This is a genomic window from Hyphomonas sp. UBA3195, from assembly GCF_002366485.1.
Lineage (GTDB): Bacteria > Pseudomonadota > Alphaproteobacteria > Caulobacterales > Hyphomonadaceae > Hyphomonas.
The window spans coordinates 44,873-65,976 of the sequence record NZ_DEXB01000041.1 but is presented as its reverse complement, the minus strand read 5'-3'; the positions used below and the strand labels follow the sequence as shown (position 1 = coordinate 65,976).

The 21,104-nt window shown below is 59.1% G+C and carries 19 protein-coding genes; 5 read left to right on the top strand and 14 right to left on the bottom strand.

The window, feature by feature from the left end; genetic code table 11:
- Positions 1–20: 20 nt before the first annotated feature.
- A complete protein-coding gene (gene rpmI / locus B2344_RS12725) occupies positions 21–224 on the bottom strand; it encodes a 50S ribosomal protein L35 (RefSeq protein ID WP_034816462.1) in 204 nt (67 codons plus the stop codon).
- Positions 225–633: 409 nt separating this feature from the next.
- On the opposite strand from rpmI, the gene B2344_RS12720 reads away from it, so the two are divergent.
- A complete protein-coding gene (locus B2344_RS12720) occupies positions 634–2,145 on the top strand; it encodes a S10 family peptidase (RefSeq protein WP_290485342.1) in 1,512 nt (503 codons plus the stop codon).
- A gap of 302 nt (positions 2,146–2,447) precedes the next feature.
- Here B2344_RS12720 and infC read toward each other — a convergent pair whose 3' ends face one another.
- The 3 genes from infC to B2344_RS12705 all read right to left on the bottom strand — a co-directional run bounded on the left by infC (position 2,448) and on the right by B2344_RS12705 (position 5,297).
- Positions 2,448–2,987, bottom strand: coding sequence for a translation initiation factor IF-3 (gene infC, locus B2344_RS12715; protein ID WP_084333463.1), 540 nt, complete (start codon positions 2,985–2,987; stop codon positions 2,448–2,450).
- Positions 2,988–3,084: 97 nt separating this feature from the next.
- On the bottom strand, positions 3,085–4,119 hold the full coding sequence (locus B2344_RS12710; RefSeq protein ID WP_206992173.1) for a glycosyltransferase family 9 protein: 1,035 nt from the start codon (positions 4,117–4,119) through the stop codon (positions 3,085–3,087).
- Positions 4,120–4,136: 17 nt separating this feature from the next.
- On the bottom strand, positions 4,137–5,297 hold the full coding sequence (locus tag B2344_RS12705; RefSeq protein ID WP_290485341.1) for a glycosyltransferase family 4 protein: 1,161 nt from the start codon (positions 5,295–5,297) through the stop codon (positions 4,137–4,139).
- 55 nt (positions 5,298–5,352) lie between these two features.
- On the opposite strand from B2344_RS12705, the gene B2344_RS12700 reads away from it, so the two are divergent.
- Together B2344_RS12700 and B2344_RS12695 are read left to right on the top strand one after the other, a co-directional pair.
- Positions 5,353–6,111: an alpha/beta hydrolase gene (locus B2344_RS12700; RefSeq protein ID WP_290485340.1), complete on the top strand. Its 759-nt coding sequence runs from the start codon at positions 5,353–5,355 to the stop codon at positions 6,109–6,111.
- 135 nt (positions 6,112–6,246) lie between these two features.
- Entirely contained in the window at positions 6,247–6,825 is a 579-nt protein-coding gene (locus B2344_RS12695) for a type 1 glutamine amidotransferase domain-containing protein (RefSeq protein ID WP_290482252.1), read from the top strand.
- Positions 6,826–6,891: 66 nt separating this feature from the next.
- Here the strand turns inward: B2344_RS12695 and B2344_RS12690 are convergent, their stop codons facing one another.
- Positions 6,892–8,619: a tetratricopeptide repeat protein gene (locus tag B2344_RS12690; RefSeq protein WP_290482251.1), complete on the bottom strand. Its 1,728-nt coding sequence runs from the start codon at positions 8,617–8,619 to the stop codon at positions 6,892–6,894.
- A 107-nt stretch (positions 8,620–8,726) separates the two neighbouring features.
- Positions 8,727–9,584, bottom strand: coding sequence for an SDR family oxidoreductase (locus B2344_RS12685; protein WP_290482250.1), 858 nt, complete (start codon positions 9,582–9,584; stop codon positions 8,727–8,729).
- A gap of 60 nt (positions 9,585–9,644) precedes the next feature.
- On the opposite strand from B2344_RS12685, the gene B2344_RS12680 reads away from it, so the two are divergent.
- Positions 9,645–10,322, top strand: coding sequence for a hypothetical protein (locus B2344_RS12680; RefSeq protein WP_206992169.1), 678 nt, complete (start codon positions 9,645–9,647; stop codon positions 10,320–10,322).
- A 20-nt stretch (positions 10,323–10,342) separates the two neighbouring features.
- On the opposite strand, the gene B2344_RS12675 is transcribed toward B2344_RS12680, so the two are convergent.
- Both B2344_RS12675 and B2344_RS12670 read right to left on the bottom strand, forming a co-directional pair.
- Entirely contained in the window at positions 10,343–11,257 is a 915-nt protein-coding gene (locus B2344_RS12675) for an alpha/beta hydrolase (RefSeq protein WP_290485339.1), read from the bottom strand.
- Positions 11,258–11,283: 26 nt separating this feature from the next.
- Positions 11,284–12,645 carry a leucyl aminopeptidase family protein gene (locus tag B2344_RS12670; RefSeq protein ID WP_290485338.1) on the bottom strand — a complete coding sequence of 454 codons (1,362 nt, stop codon included), beginning with the start codon at positions 12,643–12,645 and terminating at the stop codon, positions 11,284–11,286.
- 119 nt (positions 12,646–12,764) lie between these two features.
- On the opposite strand from B2344_RS12670, the gene B2344_RS12665 reads away from it, so the two are divergent.
- On the top strand, positions 12,765–13,736 hold the full coding sequence (locus B2344_RS12665) for a tetratricopeptide repeat protein (RefSeq protein WP_290485337.1): 972 nt from the start codon (positions 12,765–12,767) through the stop codon (positions 13,734–13,736).
- Between the two features lie 76 nt (positions 13,737–13,812).
- Here the strand turns inward: B2344_RS12665 and B2344_RS12660 are convergent, their stop codons facing one another.
- The 6 genes from B2344_RS12660 to B2344_RS12635 are packed head-to-tail and all read right to left on the bottom strand — an operon-like array spanning position 13,813 to position 21,103.
- Entirely contained in the window at positions 13,813–14,832 is a 1,020-nt protein-coding gene (locus B2344_RS12660) for a type II secretion system F family protein (protein WP_206992165.1), read from the bottom strand.
- Positions 14,833–14,841: 9 nt separating this feature from the next.
- A complete protein-coding gene (locus B2344_RS12655) occupies positions 14,842–15,870 on the bottom strand; it encodes a type II secretion system F family protein (RefSeq protein WP_290485336.1) in 1,029 nt (342 codons plus the stop codon).
- Between the two features lie 3 nt (positions 15,871–15,873).
- Positions 15,874–17,382: a CpaF family protein gene (locus tag B2344_RS12650; RefSeq protein WP_206992164.1), complete on the bottom strand. Its 1,509-nt coding sequence runs from the start codon at positions 17,380–17,382 to the stop codon at positions 15,874–15,876.
- A gap of 19 nt (positions 17,383–17,401) precedes the next feature.
- Complete coding sequence (locus B2344_RS12645) at positions 17,402–18,790, bottom strand: AAA family ATPase (protein ID WP_206992163.1); 1,389 nt, start codon at positions 18,788–18,790, stop codon at positions 17,402–17,404.
- Between the two features lie 26 nt (positions 18,791–18,816).
- Positions 18,817–19,527 (bottom strand): CpaD family pilus assembly protein, encoded by a 711-nt coding sequence (locus B2344_RS12640; protein ID WP_051607962.1) that lies wholly within the window; start codon positions 19,525–19,527, stop codon positions 18,817–18,819.
- 10 nt (positions 19,528–19,537) lie between these two features.
- Complete coding sequence (locus B2344_RS12635; RefSeq protein WP_290485335.1) at positions 19,538–21,103, bottom strand: type II and III secretion system protein family protein; 1,566 nt, start codon at positions 21,101–21,103, stop codon at positions 19,538–19,540.
- Between the last annotated feature and the right edge of the window lies 1 nt (position 21,104).

Below are 21,104 nucleotides of genomic sequence, written 5' to 3'. Positions count from 1 at the left end.
AGATCTTGAAGGATACGGGCCTAGAGGCCGTAAGGCAGGAATTTCTTCACAACGCGAGCAACATCAGCGTGAGAAGCGACTTTCGTGCCGCGGTTCTGACGAATGTACTTCGAATTGTGGCTCATCAGGCGGTGACGCTTACCAGCGACGCCGTGCTTGAGCTTTCCGGTTGCCGTGATCTTGAACCGCTTTGCAGCGGCCTTTTTGGTCTTCATCTTCGGCATTTCATCTCTCCTGTCGTCGAGCTCACACCGTATAGGCGGCCCAGGGTTCATGAGCTGGAGGGCATGCCGTTCGCCCAAACCGCTCGGAAGAGGCGGCTTATGACGGATCAGGGGCAGAGAATCAAGAGGCCAATATGCTGTTACTGCAGGCGATTTCGCACCGCACGGCGGCGTGCTTCGCGTTCGGCTCGCCGCTTTGGCATTTTGAGGCCTACCCAAGCCCGCCAGACAAGGAAAGGCAAAGCAAGCAGACCTAAAAGCAAGACGATATCCATAGGCTTTCCCCTGCCTGAAAGCGTAACTCCGAAATGCGGAAAACTCAAACGGGTCCAGGACCGTGCGGCTATTGCCCTTGCGCCCCCGCCTGAATAAAGTCGCAAATTGTTATAAAGTTTCAGGGGCTGCTTTCATGCGCACGCTACTTCTCGCCGCCTGCATGGCGATATTTGTCATGCCAAGTATAGCTGAAGACGCCGGGAACGGGCCGAAAGACGCGCCTGAGGTGCCGGAGGCGCGGGTCTTCACCTCTGACCATTCGCTTCGGCTCGGCAGCAAGACGGTGACGTACGAGACCGTCGCGAGCGAGACCTATCTGCGCGACGACAAGGACGAGCCAACCGCCTCAGTCTTCTCGGTCTCCTATATCGACACCAGCACGACCAGCGCCGCCCAGCGCCCGATCACTTTCGTCTTCAATGGCGGGCCCGGATCGGCTTCGCTCTGGCTACACATGGGCGCGTTCGGTCCGAAACAGGTGATTACCCCGTCCGATGCGTCCGATGTCGGTGCGCCGCCCTATACAATTCGCGACAACCAGAACTCCCTGCTTGATGTCACCGACCTCGTCTTCATTGATCCTGTCGGCACCGGCTATTCGCGCCCACTCGGCGAGACCGAGGGCAAGGAATTCTATGGCGTCAATGAAGACGCCGAGAGCATCGCCGAATTCATCCGCATCTGGCTGACCGAGAATGGCCGCTGGAACAGCCCGAAATACCTGGCTGGCGAAAGCTATGGCACGACGCGGGCCGCCGCACTGACCGAAAAGCTGCAAGGCGGCTGGAACGGCATCGGTCTCAATGGCGTGATCCTGATTTCGGCCATCCTGGATTTCCAGACTGCGCGCTTTGCGCCTGGCAATGACACGGCCCATCTCGCCTTCTTCCCGACCGAGGCCGCCACCGCCTGGCATCATGGCAAGGCCAACAAGGCAAAGTGGAACAATGATTTCGATGCCTTCATCGAAGACGCCCGCACCTATGCCACCGACACTCTGGCCCCTGCCCTGATCCGCGGCTCGACTCTCAGCGAAGCCGACGAGATTCGCATCGCGCAGGAAATGAGTGAGTTCATCGGCCTGTCGCCGGAATGGATCCGCCTTGCCAATCTCCGCGTTGATCCGGCTCGCTTCCGCAAGGAGCTGCTGCGCCGAGAAGGCTTCACGGTTGGCCGTTTTGATAGCCGGTACCGTGGCGTCGACAGTGAAGGTACGGCCGACACGCCCGAGAACGACCCGTCCGGCTATGGCATGGATGTCGCCTATGTCGCTGCGATCAATGACTATCTGACCCGCGAGCTGAATGTGGACTTCACCCGCCCGTACAAGGTGTTGACGGGAGAACCCGGCTCGCAGTGGAACTGGGATGTGAACCAGCGCGGCTGGCCATCCTATGTGAATGTCACGCCATGGCTCGGCAAAGGCATGCGCGAAAATCCTGATCTGCGCGTGCTGCTCGCCTCGGGATGGTACGATTTGGCAACGCCCTTCTTCGGCGCGGAAATGTCCCTGCACAAGAACGGTGTCGTGCTCGACCGGGTCCAGTTCGATTATTACGATTCCGGTCACATGATGTACCTGGCCGAAAGCGACGGAAAGAAACTCTCCGACGATGTACGCGCCTTCATCGAAGCGGGTCAGTAAATGCTTGGCGGCGGGGATACTGACCAAGCTTTCCCCCGCCGTTTGACGGTTGCTGCTGCAGAAGTGGCGCCGTGAACTCGACAGGGACCCATAGGCAATAATCTGTGAAGGTCATCCCGGCGCGCAAATTCTCCGGGATGGGGACCTGACGAGTCCCGGCAGGCGGAAGAGACAGGGTCGCAACCTGCTCTGCTCCTGAATGCCCCTTCCCTGCGGCCTTGTCTCTCCGCACGCCACACACAAAAAAACCGGAGGGCGCAGGGCCCGTCCGGCTTATTGTGCTGGAGTCAGCAGCGCTGGCTTTAGCGCGGTGCGAGCACCATGGTCATCTGACGGCCTTCGAGCTTCGGCTCGAGTTCAACCTTTGCCATTTCATCGAAATCGTCGCGGACGCGTTTCAGCAATTCCATGCCGAGATGCTGGTGGGCCATTTCGCGACCACGGAAGCGCAGGGTCACTTTCACCTTGTCGCCACCTTCGAAAAAGCGCGTCATCGCTTTCGTCTTCACGCCATAATCATGGGTGTCGATATTCGGGCGCATCTTGATTTCTTTGAGTTCTGAAGACTTCTGCTTCTTCTTCGCAGCCGCCTTCTTCTTGCGTTCTTCGAAGCGGAGCTTGCCATAGTCTAGAATCTTGACGACGGGGACTTCCTGGTTCGGTGAAACCTCCACCAGGTCCATGCCTGCTTCGCGGGCCGCGTCCATGGCAGCCATAATGGGCATCACGCCCTGCTTTTCACCATTCTCATCAATCAAGAGAACCTTGGCGGCGCGAATGTCGTCATTGATACGTGGGCCAGCGGATTTCTGTGGTCCACCGGTGTCTGGTCTGCGAGCTATGGCGAATCTCCTTTGTCGCTATTTCGGTAAGCTTCAATATGCCTGTAAATGCAGGCATCTTCAAGGCGGACGGGCATTCTATACTTCCGCGATCCCGTCAAGATGGCAGCACACCCAAAGCCCGAACCGATTGCCAGACATCGTCGACGCTCAACTCGGCCAGCGTGGGCGCTGAATTGATAATGATGGTCGTGTCGCCGCGCGGGGCCGCATGGTCAGGATTGCTCTCGGTCAGCGCGAACAGAGCAACGCCCGGCGCGCCGGCAATCGCCGCCATATGCATCGGGCCGGTATCATTCCCGACCACAAACAGCGCCTTTTCCGCCAGGGTCACGATCTGGAACAGATCGGTGCGCGTGGTCAGACTCTTTGTGCGCGGCTCCTTACGCACGATCTCATGCGCCAGGGGGCCCTCATCCTTGCCGCCAATAATAACCGGCGTAATGCCTGCATCGGCCACCCGTTTCGCCAATTCCGCATAGTTTTCAACGGGCCATCGCTTGGCCTCCCGATGGGCCGAGGCGCCCGGGATCAACAACATGTAAGGCTCTTCAAGGCTGAAATAGGCTGGCTGCAATCGCGGTGCGTCGCGCAGTTTTGGCCGCACCCAGGAAAGATCTGGCTTTGGCGCGGAATTGCCCAGCCAGCGGCCGCCCGGTGCCACGCCAGCCACTTCGAGCTGTTCTGCCAGTCGGTCAATCGAATGCATGGTGGCGCGCTCGCCATTGTCGTGGAAAAACGCCGCCTTTTCATGATGGCCCGACCAGAGCGGCGCCTTGCCGGTCTTGCTCAACGCGGTGAAATAATTCTTCGTGCGTCCGCTGGTCTGGAAATCATAGATGATGTCGTACTTGGCTTTACGGATACGGGTAATCAGCGCAGCCGTTGCCTTCATACTATCCGGCCGCCCGTCGGTCTCCACCGCGTCCACATAAGGGCAAAGTTCGGCAAATTCCTTGAAGAATGGCGTGGTCAGCAACGTGATGCGCGCCTTCGGGTGCATCTCGCGCACCGCTTTCATCGCGCCCAATGCCAGCACAAAATCGCCCAGTGCGCTGAGTTTGATGACCAGCACATTGAGGGCTTTTGCGCCCGGATTGACGGGACTTGCCGGTTTGACCGGTTTTGCCATGCGAGCCTCGATTTCCCCTACTCCAGCAAGGTCTTATAGACTCCCAGTGTCGCCGCCTGAAGCCCCTGCTTTGAGAAATGCTGTCGAACATGTGCCTGTCCCGCCCGGCCCATGCCATCGCGCGCCAGTGGACCGACCGACAACAGGGCCCGAATAGCGCCTGCAAGCGCCTGCGCATTGCCCGGCTCCACCCGTGCGCCCGTCTCGCCTTCGATCACGGTTTCCCGCCCGCCGCCATGGTCAGCCACGATCACCGGGCGCGCCATGGCCGACGCTTCGGCGGCCACACGCCCGAACGCTTCGGGTCGCACCGATGGCGCCAGCACGATATCGCTTGCCAGATAGGCCGCGGGCATATCGGTAATGTGTTCAGACATGATGACACCCCGGTCCAGCCCGTGCGCCACCACAGCGTGCTCCAGCCGCGTAACATAAGCATTGCGCCCCTGCGCGTCGCCCGCCAGCACGAGCACCAGCTTGTCGCGCTCATCCGATGCCAGCATGGCCAGCGCCTCGATGGCAATGAGTTGCCCTTTCCATTCGGTCAAGCGTCCCGGCAATAGCAATATCTTCCGCGGATCATCCGCAAGTCCGAGCGCCTCGCGAATGGCTTTCACCCGCGCGACCGGCACATTGGTCGGATCAAACGCCTCCAGGTCGACACCCCGCGGAATGGTCACCACGCGTTCGAATGGCACACCATGCTCCGTTTTCACATGCTCGGCGATCCAGTTGGAGTTGGCGATCACGATGTCGCCCTGCGCCATGACCGAATTGTAGCGCTTTTTGAGTTTGGTCTTGCCCGAATAGGCCCCGTGATAGGTGGTCACAAACGGCACATCCATCGCTTTGGCGGCCCAATAGGCGCTCCAGGCAGGCGCGCGCGACCGGGCATGGACCAAGTCTACCCCTTCGCGCGCGATCAAGCGTTTCAGTTTGCCTTCATTCCGTTTCAGCGTGATCGGATTCTTGGATTTGGCGTCCATCCGGAACAACTCACCGCCCAGGGCCTCGAAGGCAGCTTCCTGGCGACCGCCCCTGCTGGCCAGCAGAGCCCTTCCGCCAGCCTGTATGATGGCTTCGGTGACTTCGAGCACGGTACGCTCCACCCCACCAGCCGACAATTCAGGGGCCACCTGGAGAATGGTCTTGCCAGTCAAATCCGGAAAATCGGGCAAGTCGTAATCCCTCCACTCGCTTGACAGGCGAGACAGATGACGGAACGGGAGAGGAATGACAACGACCTATTTCACCTCTCCCGAGGGTCGCCGCCTCGCATATCGCGCCTCGGCCCCGACCCATTCGCCTCTCACCTATGTCTGGTTGTCAGGGTTCAAATCCGACATGAGCGGCACCAAAGTGACTGAACTCAAAGCCTGGGCCACCGAGGCCGGGCATGGCTTTCTCGCCTTTGACTATTCCGGGCATGGCCTGTCCGATGGCGCCTTCGAGGACGGCACGATCTCGGCTTGGCGCGAGGATGCTCTTGCCGCCATCGACACACACAGCACCGGGCCAATCGTGCTGGTCGGGTCCAGCATGGGCGGCTGGATGGCTCTGCTCGCCGCCCTCGCCCGCCCGGACCGCGTGGCGGGTCTTGTCCTGATCGCTCCCGCACCGGACTTTACCGAAAAGCTGATGTGGCCGGAATTCTCCGCCGAAGCGCAGTCAGAGATCATGGAACAGGGCTTCACACAGCGGCCCTCGGACTATGATGAGCCCTACACCATCACCCGCGCCCTGATCGAGGATGGCCAAACCTGGCAGATCCTTGACGCGCCCATCGAGCTCGACATCCCCGTCCGCATCCTGCAGGGCATGCAGGACGCCGACGTGCCGTGGAAGCATGCGGAACGACTCGTCGACACGATCACGAGCGAGGATCTCGTCTTTACCCTGATCAAGGATGGCGATCATCGCCTGTCCCGCGAACAGGACATCGCGCGACTGAAGACGACCTGCGCCGAAATCGCCACTGCAACGCGTCCCTGACCTTTCCGCGAGTTAATCGGAACGATGGCCCCGGCCAGTCATTGATCTTGTGCAGGACGGGATGTTCCGTCCGCCCGCGCTCCCCCACCAAAGGTCGCAGCGCGGTGACCACACCAGATCAAGGAGACATGTTATATGTCAAATCAACGCGCCCAAGGTCGGAAAATGGCAATTCTCGCTGCAGATGGATTCGAGGAAATCGAACTCACCAGCCCGAATGAAGCTATCGAGGCAGCTGGCGGCGAAACGATGATCGTTTCGACAGAGAAGGGTTTCATCCACGCCAATCAACACCGCGAACATGGCGACAAATACCAGGTCGACTTGTCCCTCGACGAGGCGAAGGCAGAGGATTTCGACGCGCTGCTCATTCCCGGCGGCCTGTTCAGCCCGGATGCGCTGCGCACCAATGACAAGGCGAAGTCTTTTGTGTCGGACTTCTTCGCCCAGAAGAAACCGGTCTTTTCAATCTGCCACGGCCCACAGGTTCTTATCTCGGCCAATCTCGTGAATGGCCGCGAAGTCACCGGCTTCCCGGCGATCCAGCAGGACCTGAAGAATGCCGGCGGCATTGTGAAGGACCAGTCCGTCGTCGTCGACGGCGGCCTCGTGACCTCCCGCTCCCCGGATGACCTTGGCGACTTCAACGCCAAGATCGTTGAGGAGATTTGCGAAGGCAAACACGAGCGCCAGCGCGATTCCGTGACGGCATAGTCAAGAGAAGAAAATATCCCCTGCAACTGCCCCCTCCTCACGGAGGGGGCTTTTTCGTGCGTGAGGCTAGAGCCGGGAGCCGTCCAGTTCGATATCGGAATGGCGCCAGACAATCGCGAATGTCTTCTCGACCTCTTCGGCTGCTTCGGTCTTGCCCTGGCTTTCCAACGCCTTGACGAGACCCGACATGGACCACCCATTTCTCGGATACTCTTCAAGGTCTTTGCGATACACGCTTTCGGCCTCGGCGAACTTGCCCGCGGCAACGTAAGCCTCTCCGAGCGACTGCCGGGTCGGATAATACCAGAAGGGCGGCTCCATATAGGGCAGCGAATCCTGCGCGGTGACGGCCGCCGCAAAATGCGGGATCGCCTGTTCAGGATTGCCCTCTGCCATGGCTATTTCCCCTTGCAGGAGCGCATCGGCAATGCCGAGCAACACGCTGGCCGGATAGTCCGCCGTATCGAGGAAGCTGATCTGGACACTGTCTTTCAGACCGGCCAGCACAGCCCGGTCACCTGAAGCGCTTGTCACGTCGCCCGAACGAGCCGCCGCTACGCCCCGGGCGTAACGCCAGATGGCATTTGAATAATCAAGCGACTCCGGCGGCGCATCGGACGCAAGAATGTCATCCCATTGGCCGAACTGGACCTGAGCCAGAATCGGAATGGTCTTGAAGAATTCCACGGTCGGGAATTGCTCGATCTGCTCCAGCCTCACATTGTCTGCAACCTTTTGCGCGGCGTCGATGGCCATATCGCGTTGACCTGACATGCTGGCCGCCGCCCACAGGAAGTGGATATTGTGGGGATAGTACATCGCCGGATAAAATCCCTGCGCGTTGCATTGGGCGATATAGGCTTCATCCACGGAGGCCGCTGTGATGTTCGCCTTCGCGGCATCATCATAACGCCCGACACGCCAGTAGATGTGCGCCGGCATATGTACGAGATGGCCAGACCCCGGCACCAGATCGGCGAGCTGGTCGGCCGCGTTCTCCGCACGGCCCGGATCCTCGGATGCCTCGACCGCATGAATATAGAGGTGCAACGCCAGCGGATGCTCCGGCGACCGCTCAATAATGCCTTCCAGAGATTCGATCACCTTCACCGTGTCCGGCTTCGGCGCGCCATCGGCCGACCAGTAATCCCACGGCATCGTGTTCATCCAGGCTTCGGCATACATTGCCGCGGCATCATCATCCGCCGGATTTGAGTCCACATAGTCGCCCATCGCTTGTGCATAGGCGACATCCAGCGGCTCACGCGACGTGGACGGATCACCATTGTAACGCGCAGCCATGGCAACGATCAGCGCCTTCTCCTGCTCCGTCGCACCACCTGACAATTCCTGAGCCCTGACAATTGCCGCGAAAGCCGACTGCCGGTCTGCGTCCGACATCACGGCCTTGCCCTTGCTGGTCACATTGATGTTGGGGCCGGTGGCCATCGCCTCGCCCCAGAAGCACATGGCGCAGGTCGGGTCGAGCGTCTGAGCCGCCCGGAAAGAGCGGATGCTTTCGGCATGGTTGAAGCCAAATGCCAGCACTATGCCCTGATCGAAATATTTCTGCGCATACGGATTCGACGTGGTGATGGGGCGATGAAAATCCCCCATGCCGTCGAACAATGGCGCGCCAGCTTTCTCTGTGATCTCGGCCAAGCTCATCTCGGCGTCAGCCTCAGATGCGGTTTCAGCCGCTACCGGCTCCTCCGCGCTTCCAAACTTATCAGTATACGCGCAGCCCGATAACGCGATCAGGCTTGCCGCGAGCAGCAAATGTCGTAAAGTCATTTTTTGTCCCTCTTGTGGCCAGAAGCTGACGAACATTCGTCACGGCCACACCCTGAGAGGGAGCCTACCACAATCCCGCGAAAGTGGAGGAAAACATCAAAAAATTTTCAATCCGATCCGCATTCTGCAGTCAATACAGCAGATAACCCTTCACGATAGGTCGGATATACCGGCCGCCAGCCGAGCGCCGCTTTCGCGCGCGCATTGGAGACCCGCTTGCATTCGGCATAGAAACTGCGCGCCATCGGGCTGAGGTCTGCCTCGTCGAACGGGACTTCCGGCGGCCGCGCAATGCCGAGGAGGGTCGCCGCAAACGCCGTCACATCCTGCGGTGGCGCGGGCTGATCATCACAAAAATGGAAAATTCCATGCAGGTGCGGTCGCAGGACCAACGCCTCCAATCCGCTGGCAATGTCGTCTACATGCACACGGGAGAAGACCTGCCCCGGTTTGACCGCCCGATGTGCCCTCCCATCTCTGAGCTTCTGAAAGGGCGAGCGACCGGGCCCGTAAATGCCCGGCAGGCGCACAATCCGCGCCGCGCCATCGGTCGCGTCCATCCACTGCCGCTCTGCCAGCACACGCGCCTTGGCCCGGTCGGACCCCGGATTAACGGGGCTCCATTCCATCGCCCAACCACCGCCAAGATCACCATAGACCCCAGTAGTAGACAGATAGGTCATTCTCGCGGCGCCCGGCTCCGAATAGGTCGCGACACGCGCCGCCGGGCATCCGCCCTCATCCGGCGGCAAGGTCACCAGCCAATGGGCGCCGTCTGGAATATCCGGCAGCCCCTGCCCGGACCAGACCTGTGCGGCAATACCTTCGGCGCGCAGGGTCGCCGCCTTGTCCTCGCTTCGCACGGTGCCAGAGACCTGTATTCCCTTGGCTTTCAGGCGTCTGGCCAAGTGCAGGGCACTATAACCAAGCCCAAAAACAAAAAGCAGAGATGTCGTATCTGTCATTTGCGCTGGTCGCTCCTGTCGGGTCTAAGACCCGTGTACAGTTTCCGGAGCGCTTGATCCATGTCCATCCTTGCCCTGGCCATCGCAACACTGGCGATGACGCAGTCCTCAAGCGCCACTATTGAGGCGCGCGAAGCCGACCGACTCGAAGCCTGCGTCGCCAAGATCGAAGTGGATGCCGAGGAAGCCTATGAGGATGGACTTGCCTGGATCTATCAGGGCAACCGGCCCGGCGCGCGCCAGTGTACGGCCATGGCGCTGATCGCGCTCGGCCGTCCGGATGAAGGTGCGGCGCGCTTGGAACAGCTCGCCAATTCGGTCGATGGCGGGTCGGTCGAGCAGCGCGCCGAATATCTCACCCAGTCCGGCAACGCCTGGCTTCAGGCTGGCGCGCCGGAGGCAGCCATCGTGACCTTCACCAATGCGCTGAAACTGAAACCCGGCATCCCTGATCTGCTCGTGGATCGGGCAAGCGCCCATCTGATGCTGGAAGACTGGGCCGAAGCCAAGGAAGACCTTGACCGAGCCATCACGCTCGCGCCGAACATGAGCATCGCTCGCCAGCTGCGTGCCGAGGCCCACCTCAACCTCGACCAGTTGAATCTCGCCATGGCAGATATCGACGCCGCAATGGCTGCCGACCCGGAAAATATCGACACGCTCGTCCTGCGTGGCCGCGTCCGCGAAGCCATTCGCCTGTCGAAAGTACGCGTGCTGAGCCCTGAAATCATCGACTGACAAGAGCGCGAGCGTGCGGATTACTCCTCGACTGGAAAGTCCAGCAGGCCCTGCGCTTTCATCCAGCTGATGAACTGATCAAACCAGCCATCAGCCGTCACACCGCGCTTGTACGATCCGAACCCATGCCCGCCGCTAGCATAATAGTGCAGCTCTACGGCTCCCCCACCATCTTTCCAGGATTCAACAAGACCAAAACCCTGATCTCCAAACAGGGAATCATCGGCCGCCAACGCCGCGAACATGGGCGGGACTTCGCCTGAAATATCGACCGGCGTCATGGGCCCATAAATATAGCCGATAAAATCCGGACGCGGCGCGTCGCCGTCTTTCAACGTGATACCGAGTGTTGTCATGGCCCCGGCTGAAAAGCCGAGCATACCGATCCGCGACGGGTCGATCCCCCACACCTCGCTGCGGGCTTCGACAAGTTCCAACGCGGCCTGTGCATCGACGACCGCCACGGATACTCCTTCGCGAATGTCGATTGGCACCGTCTCAGGGGTTGGGGCGAACATGCGATCCATGTGTACGGAGAATTCGTCTTCCGGCACCGGCGTTTCCATCACTCGATACTTCAGAACAAACGCCGCAATGCCCCGGTCCGCCAACCATTGCGCGATCGGATAGCCTTCATTGTCGATGGACACGAACTGAAACCCGCCGCCCGGCACCACGATGACTGCCGCACCGGTCGCGACTTGTTCATCTGGCAGGACCGGCAGGAGTGTCGGCTGAGTGACATTCCGCACCCATCTTTCGGTCCCGACATCTGTCCAGATTTCCCCGCCATCCGCGCCGGGTACATATGCGCCATGAAGCGGAATAGCACCCTCATCAATTTGCGCAGGCACACGGACCATGTCCGAACTCTGAGCAAGGGCACTTACCGGCAGCAGGAAAGCCGTCAGGGCCAACCAATTTGTTCGCAACATGATTTCGTCCCTCGAAAATACGAAGCCTAACTGTACCGCGTCTGGAGCATCTGCCAAACCGCCCGCAGGCCGCAAGGCGCGCCCCCTTCCGGACGACCATATTTGCCGAGCCGCCAGGCCCAGACATCAAAGTGCATCCAGCTCTTGGCGTCGACAAACTCCTTCAGGAACAGGCCCGCCGTAATGGACCCGGCAAATCGCCCGCCCGAATTAACGAGGTCGGCAATCGGGCTTTTCAGATCCGCGAGATAAGGGTCCCAGAGCGGCATGCGCCAGACCGGGTCGCCGGATGCCTTGGCACCCGCTTCCATTGCGTCCGCCATGTCCTCGTCATCGGTGTAGAAAGGTGCAAGATCCGGCCCCAGCGCCACGCGCGCGGCGCCCGTCAATGTAGCGAAATCGATCAGCAGGTCCGGCTCTTCCTCACAGGCCCGCGCAAGTGCGTCCGCAAGGATCAAACGTCCCTCGGCATCTGTATTGTCGATCTCGACCGTCAGGCCTTTGCGACTGGACAGCACATCGCCCGGTCGGAAAGAATTGCCGGCCACGGCATTTTCCACCGAAGGCACGTAGAGCTTCAAATGAACCGGCAAATTCGCGCTCATGATCAGTTGCGACAGCGCGATCACATGCGCCGAACCACCCATATCCTTCTTCATGATCCGCATACCCGAACCCGGCTTGAGATCCAGCCCGCCGGAATCGAATGTCACCCCCTTCCCCACAAGGGCAAGGCTTGGATGGGACGGGTCGCCCCATTCCAGCTCCATGAAGCGTGGCTCGAACGTCGCGGCCCGGCCAACCGCATGCACCATTGGATAGTTCGCCTCCAGAAGTGCATCCCCGATCATTGTGGTGAGTTTCGCGCCGAAACGTTCTGCAAGGTTTGAAATCGTGGCCTGAATGTCCTGCGGGCCCATATCGGCGGCAGGCGTGTTGACCAGATCGCGCAGGAGCGCGCAGGCATCCGCCTCGCGGCTCAGCGCGTCGGCATCTTCGTCTGCCGGAATCACCAGCTGAGGCGGCGTCGCCTTGTCTTTGAGATATCGGTCGAACCGGTACGCACCGTCTGCCCAACCGGCCGCAACCGAGCTGAACGCCATGCCACCTGCCTCGACTATGCGATACGATCCTTTTGGCAGTTTCGCCGACAGGCCAGCCACAGCCAGCGCATCCTGGCCCTTGCCCAGTCCATACAGCACCCGGGCAAGACCGCCTGCCTCCCCCGGCACCAGCACGACTTGCCCTGTTGCGCCTGTAAAAGTCTGCCCTTCAGCAATGGCACGTGCGGAGGGGAACGGATCGTTCTCCAGTGATTTGAAGGCTTTGGAAGTGTAGAGGAAGACGTCAACGGCGCCCTTCGGGTCGGCGGTGAAGCTCTTGTGCATGGAATTCAGCCCTTTCAGGGGGAAGAGTTAATGGAATCTGCTGAGGCGTTAACTGATCCTTGACGCCATTCAGTCCAGACTCGCTGGCAGTGTCTCAGATACAAACCCGGAGCCTGCTCATGTCCAGAGCCAAAACGTCACTGACTGCGCTGATCCTCGCGCTGGGCGCCTGCGCATCTGCCCCAGACCCTGAAGCAGAGGCCCAGGCAGAGATGGCCCGCGCAATTGAAGATGCGATGAAACCCGCCACCCCGGAAGAGATTGAAGCGGCAAACAATTCAGATCCGCTGACCAAGGCCAATTTCTGGGCCAATGAGCACACCAAGGATCCCAAGAATCTGGACGTGGCGATGACGTTCGTCTCTGCGCTACGCGGCATCGGCTCGAATGAGCGCGCGATCGAAGTCCTTTCTCAGACCCTGGTCATGCATCCGGAAAATCCGGATCTGCTGATGGCACTCGGCAAGGTATTTTCCGCCGAGGGCAACCTGAACGGCGCCGCGCGTGCCTTTGAAAAAGCTGCCATTGTCGCACCTCAACGCCCCGACACATGGTCAGCCTTCGGCATCACGCTGGACAAGATGGAACGTCACGGCATGGCGCAGGCCGCCTATGACAAGGCCCTGGCATTGGAACCGACTCGCACTGTGACACTCGCGAACTACGGCCTGTCTCTGGCACTCGCCGGAGACTTGCCGGGCGCCGAGGCGAAACTGAGACTGGCCGCCGACCAGCCCGATGCTGATTTGCGCGTGACCGAAAACCTCGCCCTGGTACTGGGACTGCAAGGCCGGTACGAGGAAATGGCTGAGGTCAGCAGCCGCTATGCGCCCGAGAGCATCGTAAAGAAGAATACCGCCCTGCTACAGGAAATGGTCCAACCAGTCCGGTCGTGGGATGCGCTGCAAGAGGCGCCCGAGGCCGTGGAGCCCTCTGCTCCTGCAAAGACGACCCAACCAAAAGCCAGTGTCACCAAACCCGTCAAATCAGAGACTCTCGCCTTGGCAGGCCCATCGTCTGAAGCGGAGAGCGACGATAGTGCCCCTGCTCCGGCTGCAACCGGCCTGCGGTTGCGCAGAACGCCTGGCTGACGAAACCATCCCTCCAGAAACGAAACGCGCCCGCCGGACCAGCCAGCGAGCGCGCTTCACTGAAGTCACCCGGACCTCAGCCCCAGTTCGTATCCGACTGCTCGATCGATGGCACTGACGCCTCGTCGCTGGCTTGCGAAGCCTTGAACCCGATATAGGCCGGGCCAAGAACTACGAGGAAAAGCACGGGCAGGAAGAACAGGATCATTGGCACGGTCAGCTGAGCTGGAAGGGCTGCTGCCTTCTTCTCCGCCTGCGCCATGCGCATGTCCCGGTTTTCCTTCGCCATCACACGGAGCGCATCGCCCAGCGGTGTACCGTAGCGTTCGGCCTGGCCCAACGCCATACAGACTGCCTTGATACCTTCATTGCCGGTTCGCTTTGCGAGATTTTCATAGGCTTGGCGACGTTCGGGCAAATAGGATAGCTCTGCAACCGTCAGGCCAAACTCCTCAGCAAGTTCGGAAGATGCCGAGCCGACTTCCTGACTGACCTTGGAAAAGCCGAGTTCGATGGACATGCCCGCTTCCACGCAGATCAACAGCATGTCGAGCGCATCCGGAAATGCCCGCATGATGGATTGCTGACGCTTCTGGGCGACATTGGAAATATAGATATTGGGCGCGTAGAAACCGGCCGCCGCGCCAAACAGCAATGAGCCATATTTCAAGACTGGTGCAAAGCCATGATCGTTCACGAAAAAGATGTAGAAGAACATCAGCAACGCGCCGACAAACGGCATGGTCATCCGTGCAAAGTAGAATGCCGACAATGGCCCAGGGCCGCGAAGGCCCGCCTTGGCAAGATTGTTGACGATGTTGGGATCTTCCAGCGCCTTCGCTAGGTTCAGTTTCGACGAAATGTTTCCGACAACAGAATCGTCCTTTCGACGAAGACCTTTGGGATTGTCCAGAGCTGCGCGGCTCTGCTTGCGCAGCTTTTCCCGCTGATCGGTAACCGCCTTCAGGCGCGTCTCAAGCTTGTCGGTCTGCAAGTAGGGGAGCAACACGGATATGACCGTACCAAAGACAGCGAGTGCGATCAGCAGGGCTGCGATCGCGTCAGGCTTGGCCAGTGATGCAAGAATGTCCGTCATCTCTGTCCCTTACAAATCGAAATTGATCATCTTGCGCATGACCAGGATGCCCATGAACATCATCACCACACCGATGGTTAGAAACAGATGACCCGTATCCGTCGTGAACAGCTGCATGATGTAGGCCGGTGTCGTCATGTAGACGAGAGAGCCCACGACAAAGGGCAACGCCCCAATGATCATCGCCGACGCCTTGGCTTCGGACGACATGGCCTTGACCTTCTCGCGCATCATCTTGCGAGCACGAATGACGCTCGACAGGTTGCCCAGGGCCTCAGACAGGTTGCCCCCGGCCTTCGACTGGATCATCAGGACGATCATGAAAAAGTTCACTTCCTGAAGCGGCACGCGCTTGTAGAAAGTGTTCAGCGACCGCTCCAGCCCTGCCCCCATGGACAGGTTGTCGGTCAACATGGCGAATTCCGAGCGCAGGGGTTCAGGTGATTCCTTGGAAATGATTCGAACGCACTCGTTCAGCGGCAGACCGGATTTCACACCCCGCACAATGATGTCCAGCGCGTCCGCAAATTGGTTGATCATCTTCTTGTTGCGCCCATTGGTGGCCATGCCGAGCAAAATCCGCGGCAAGCCGACGGCGCCGAAGAAGAAGGCACCTCCGACCAACGCTGGCCGGCTCTTGAACGAAATGCCGCTGATCACGAGCCCGTCGAAGCCGAGAATATAGACTGTGCCGCCGAGCGCCATGCCGAGCACAAGTGAGAAAATCCAGAAGGCGGAAACAGGCACATCCAGCCCTGCCTGCGTCAGGCGAGAGCTGAGATTCTGTGGACGAATGGACTTGCGACGCTCCTTGTCCTGCTTGCGCATCGTATCCAGCATTTCCTGGGTTTTCTGACGACGCTTCGCATTTTCGTCCATTGCCTTGTCGCGCTTGCTCGCGCCGGACCCACCCGTGCCAATCGCCTTGGCCCGCTTGCGCGCGGCGTCGGATTTGTCACCAGTCAAGGCGATGCCAAGACCAGCAATTGTCAGAAAAGCGAGCCCGCCGATGACGTAGATCAACATGTTTGCGTCCATGCGTCAGGACCCCAATGCATCGAGCGCTGTGGCGAGGTCACGCTCCATATTGTAATAGGACGCACGCTCCCAGAAGCGCGGGCGGCCAACGCCTGTGCCTCTATGCGTGCCGAGCACCTTACCGTCTGCGTCTTCGCCATCGATCTCGTATTTCAGGACATCCTGAAGCACGATCGTCTCACCTTCCAGACCCATGACTTCGGTAATGTTCATGATACGACGTGAGCCATCCCGCAGGCGAGATGCCTGAACGACCACGTCGATTGAGCCGACGATCATTTCCCGGATGGTTTTGGCTGGCAGCGAAAAACCACCCATCGTAATCATGGATTCGACACGGCTGAGAGCTTCGCGCGGGCTGTTGGCGTGCAGCGTACCCATCGAGCCGTCATGGCCGGTGTTCATGGCCTGCAACAGATCGAACGCTTCGGGTCCACGCACCTCGCCCACAATGATCCGTTCAGGACGCATACGCAGACAGTTCTTGACCAGTTCGCGCATCGTGATCTCGCCGGAGCCTTCGATATTGGGCGGGCGGGTTTCCAGGCGCACCACATGTGGCTGCTGCAACTGAAGCTCCGCCGAGTCTTCGCATGTAATTACGCGCTCGGTCGGATCGATAAAGCCGGTCAGACAGTTCAACAGCGTGGTCTTCCCGGAACCGGTACCGCCCGAGATCAGGATGTTACAGCGCGAATGTCCGATGATACGTAGAAGTTCTGCGCCTGGCTCTGAAATGGACCCGAAGTTCACAAGATCCTGCAGACGCAACTTGTCCTTTTTGAACTTACGAATTGTGAGCGTTGGCCCATCAATCGCCAGCGGCGGGGCAATCACGTTCACACGTGAGCCGTCAAGAAGGCGGGCGTCACAGATCGGGGAAGAGTCATCTACGCGGCGGCCGACCTGGCTCACAATGCGCTGACAAATATTCATCAGCTGGGCATTGTCACGAAACCGGATATTGGTGCGTTCAATCTTTCCGTTGACCTCGATATAGGTCGTATCGGCACCGTTCACCATGATATCGGCGATATCATCGCGCGCCAGCAATGGCTCCAGCGGGCCGTACCCCAGAACGTCGTTACAAATGTCGTCGAGCAGTTGTTCCTGCTCGGAAATCGACATTACAACATTCTTGATACTGATAATCTCGACGACGATGTCGCGGATCTCTTCACGCGCGCTTTCGGCGTCCAGCTGAGCGAGTTGCGACAGGTCGATCGTGTCGATCAACGCATTGAAGATGGTCATCTTCGTCGCATAATACTGGTCTGACTGCTGGTTCACCTTGCGAACCGGTTCCGGCTTGGCTTCCGGCGCCTGCACGCGCACGGGTTTGGAACCACCCGCCGACGGAGGTTTCGGCGCGCCCTTCACCGGCACCGGGTCGGGCACAGGTGGCTTTTTGGGCGTCGGCTTCGGCTTCACCTCAGCCGCCGGGGCCGGCTTTGGAGCTGGCGCTGGTGCTGTTAGTTGCGCGCTTGAGGCAGGTCGTTTTCCAAAGGCCATATGAAATTCCCCCTAGGGGTCACTTTCCCAGCAATTTCTTAAGGAACGACTTCTCCTGAGGCTCCACCGCCCGGCCTGTCAGCGTGGATGCCAGATGGTCGATGGCCTGCGCCGACTTGGACGCCGGATCCGTTTCAGAGATCATCTGGCCGTTATTCGCGGCCGTACCGAACAGCTCAGGATCGAAAGGCAGAATGACATCCGGCTCTACACCGATGGCAGCCGCGAAATCCTTCACCGGAATTTCCGGACGTTTTGGCACTCCGCTCATATTCAGCACGAGACGCGGTGGATGGTCGTTCGGCCGCTTTGCCTTGAGCTGGTCAATCATGTTCTTGCCGTTCCGAAGCGATGCGAGATCTGGCTGGCAAACCACAATCACTTCATCAGAGGCAATCAATGTGCTGAGCATCCAGCTTGACCAGATATGCGGTAAGTCAAGCACCAGGTACGGCACATTACGCCGTACGCCCTCAATCACGGTGGTGTAGGCTTCGTCCGGAATATCCATGATCTGGTTGATCGTGGCGGGCGCTGTAAACAAGGACAGTCGGTCTGTCGGCTTGGCCAGCAAACGTTCAATAACGGATTCGTCGGCGCGCTCCGGTGCGAGCAGCGCATCAGCCACTGTCTGGGGCGTCTCCTGATTGAAGTCCAGAGCTGTCGTTCCGAAGGAAAGGTCCAGGTCCACAAGCGTGGTATTGACCTTGACGTTCTCAGCAAGCGCCCAAGACAAATTGTGGGCGATTGTCGAGGCCCCTACTCCGCCCTTTGCGCCCACAACAGAGATCTGCTTTCCGACAAATGGCGAGTCCGGGTTGACGAACAACTCACCGATTGAACGGATGATTTGCAAGGGCTGGAACGGCGGCACCAGATACTCACTCACGCCGCGCGCAATGAGCTGTCGATACAGCATGATATCGTTGACGGCACCGATCACCATGACTTTGACAGTCTCGTCGCAATGCTCAGCAAGCGCATCGATTTCACGAACAACCTGCCCAGCCGATTCCGACGATTCAATCATCAGCAGATTGGGAGTCGGATTCTCGCTCATATACGCAATGGCCGCGGGAATGCCGCCGGGGATGCATTCGACCGTAGCCCGGCCCATACGTCGGTCTTGCGCGCTGACTTCCAGCAGGCCGCGTGTTTCCGCGCGCTCATAGAACAGCTTGATGGATATGGCGGGCAACATGACGTCGCCACCGCTCGGCTCTGAATGTCCGAGGCCATGCGTATCATTGTCTGCAGTCAGGCCCATGGGTGCGCCTTCGGCAACAGCCTGGTCCACGCTGTCGTCAACCTCATTGAGGTCGATATCAGACGGTGTGTGGTCGGACATCGAATCTTCGGAAAAGACGTCCTCGAAATCGTCGTCGAACAATGCGTTTTCGTTTGACATTATCTACTAAGTCCTTCTCGTCCCCACTAGTTGCCGACCGCAGTCGACACAGAACCTGACTCGGCATCGCTCCGCTCGGCGCCGGTTGACTCGCCCTCGCGGAACTTTCCAAGGATTGTGCTTCGGCGTACGGGATCGCCCTCATCCAAAGCGCGCTGGCCCAACAAGTCGCCCGGATCCGATATCATTGCCGCAAGATTGGTCCGGATTGAGCAGCCAAGAGTAGGCAACTCATTGTTGGATGAAATGTCTGCCATGTTCAGGGAGGCGAGCGACGGGCAATCCGGCGCAATCGCATCATAGGCCTGATAAGCAAGGATCATCGGTTCCGACACAGTCGATTCTGCACCATGGCTGCTGCCCGAGATCTCTTCGTACTCCACGCCATTTTCCCACGCGATTTCGCGGGCTTCAGCAACGGCGGATACCGCGAGCTGGGGATTGGATGACGATTCCGGCAGCGACATGATCAGCGGGCCGTGGCCAACCGATCGGTAGCTGGCCACAAAGTTCTGGATGCGAGCTTTGTCACTCAGGCTCAGCTGGCTGGCCTCCGGGTGAATGTCGATCTCAAGAAATTCCGTGCGCTTTGCAACAGTAATGGGATTTCGATCAAGCGGCGTACCCTGAAGATATGATGCCGGCACGGCAGTCGGTGCCGCGCTGGAACAGCCCGTCACGGTCAGGGCGCCGAGCGCCGCGGCCAGAGCAAGAGGTGAAGTCAATAGCCTGGTCATCCTGGGTCCCCTACTCCTCAATAAATCCAACGGGTGCACGATAGTCGGAAGCGTCTACCTTTGCGCCGTTCTTGCCATATTGCTCATTGATCTTTCCGAAGAAGATGGTCTTGGCGTCCGACGCATTTGCGAAGCCATCTGCCGGTGTCCGCAACTGATCCTTGGACGTTGGATCCACCAGATACGGAGTGACGATCACGACCAGTTCGGTCTCTTCCTGAATGAAGTCACGTGATTGGAACAAAGCCCCAAGGATCGGCAACTTCTTCAGGCCTGGAACTTGGTCAAGGCTCTGACGTGACCGTGTCTGGATGAGACCTGCCATCATCATGGAGCCGCCGGACGGAAGTTCAATCGTCGATTCAGCGCGCCGCACTGACAAGGCTGGTAGTGTCACGCCCTCCACTGTCACAACATTGCCGGAATCATCAATCGTCGTTGTGCTGGTTCCCTGAAAGGCACCTTCTGACGAGAGCTCTGATACTTCAGTCGACACTTTCAGCGAAATGCGCCCTTCTGACAGCACGACCGGCGTGAAGCCAAGGCCAACACCATAGGGTTTGAACTCGACGGTAATGCGTCCGTTATTGTCCTGGCCGACAGGAACCGGGAATTCACCCCCGGCAAGGAATTTCGCAGCTTCGCCAGACATGGCGACAATATTCGGTTCGGCCAGCGTGCGCACGACGCCAATCCGCTCCAATGCATTGATTTCGGCCCCGATACTGGATTGCAAATCCGTACCGACATAGTTTTGGTAACCAATTGTGCCACCGAAGCCGCCAAGGCTCTGTCCCTGAACCGGATAGCTCAGTGAGCTGCCGATATCGCCATTGAAAGAATATGGCAGGCCCGGCGCAAGCGCGGTGGTCCCGGAATCCACCGGCACACCGCTTCCATTATCCACAAACAGCTGCCGCTCCACCAATGCAGCCAGATCTCCGAAACCCGGCGATCCGGTCAAATTGATGCCCAACTGCTTGACGGCATTGCGCTGCATCTCGACGATGCGCACTTCCAGAAGCACCTGGTCTTTCGCAGCGATGCTGATCATGTTGATGACTTGCGTGTTTTCGCCAGCCTGCACATAGGCAGAGACGAGACGCTCAACGGCATTGGATGCGCTCAAACTGTCCGCCGAACCAGTCAGAACAACGCTACCATTCATGCCCTCAATGCGCACACGGGCGCCGGGCACATGGCGTGCCACGAGCTGCTCCAGCGATGCCATGTCCATCTCGACCCCGATTTCGAGATTGAGGATCTGATTGCCGGCACTGTCGAATACGAACGCATTGGTCTGTCCAAAGCTCACGCCCCGGAAGATGATACGTTTCGCTGTCTGCACGACCGCGTCGGCAATGTCCGGATTGGTGATGACGACATCGGCGGCCGGAGTGTCGAGTTCGACAATCATCGACTTGTTCAGGCCGAGTGTGACCTGTTGGCTGTATTCCGATTGACCCGGATGCGTGATCCGTGTCCCCAAACTATCTGATTGGGCTTGTGCCACCGGAACGAGCGCGATGGCTGATGCCAATGCTGCAAGACTCGGTAAAATCCTGGACAATTTCATT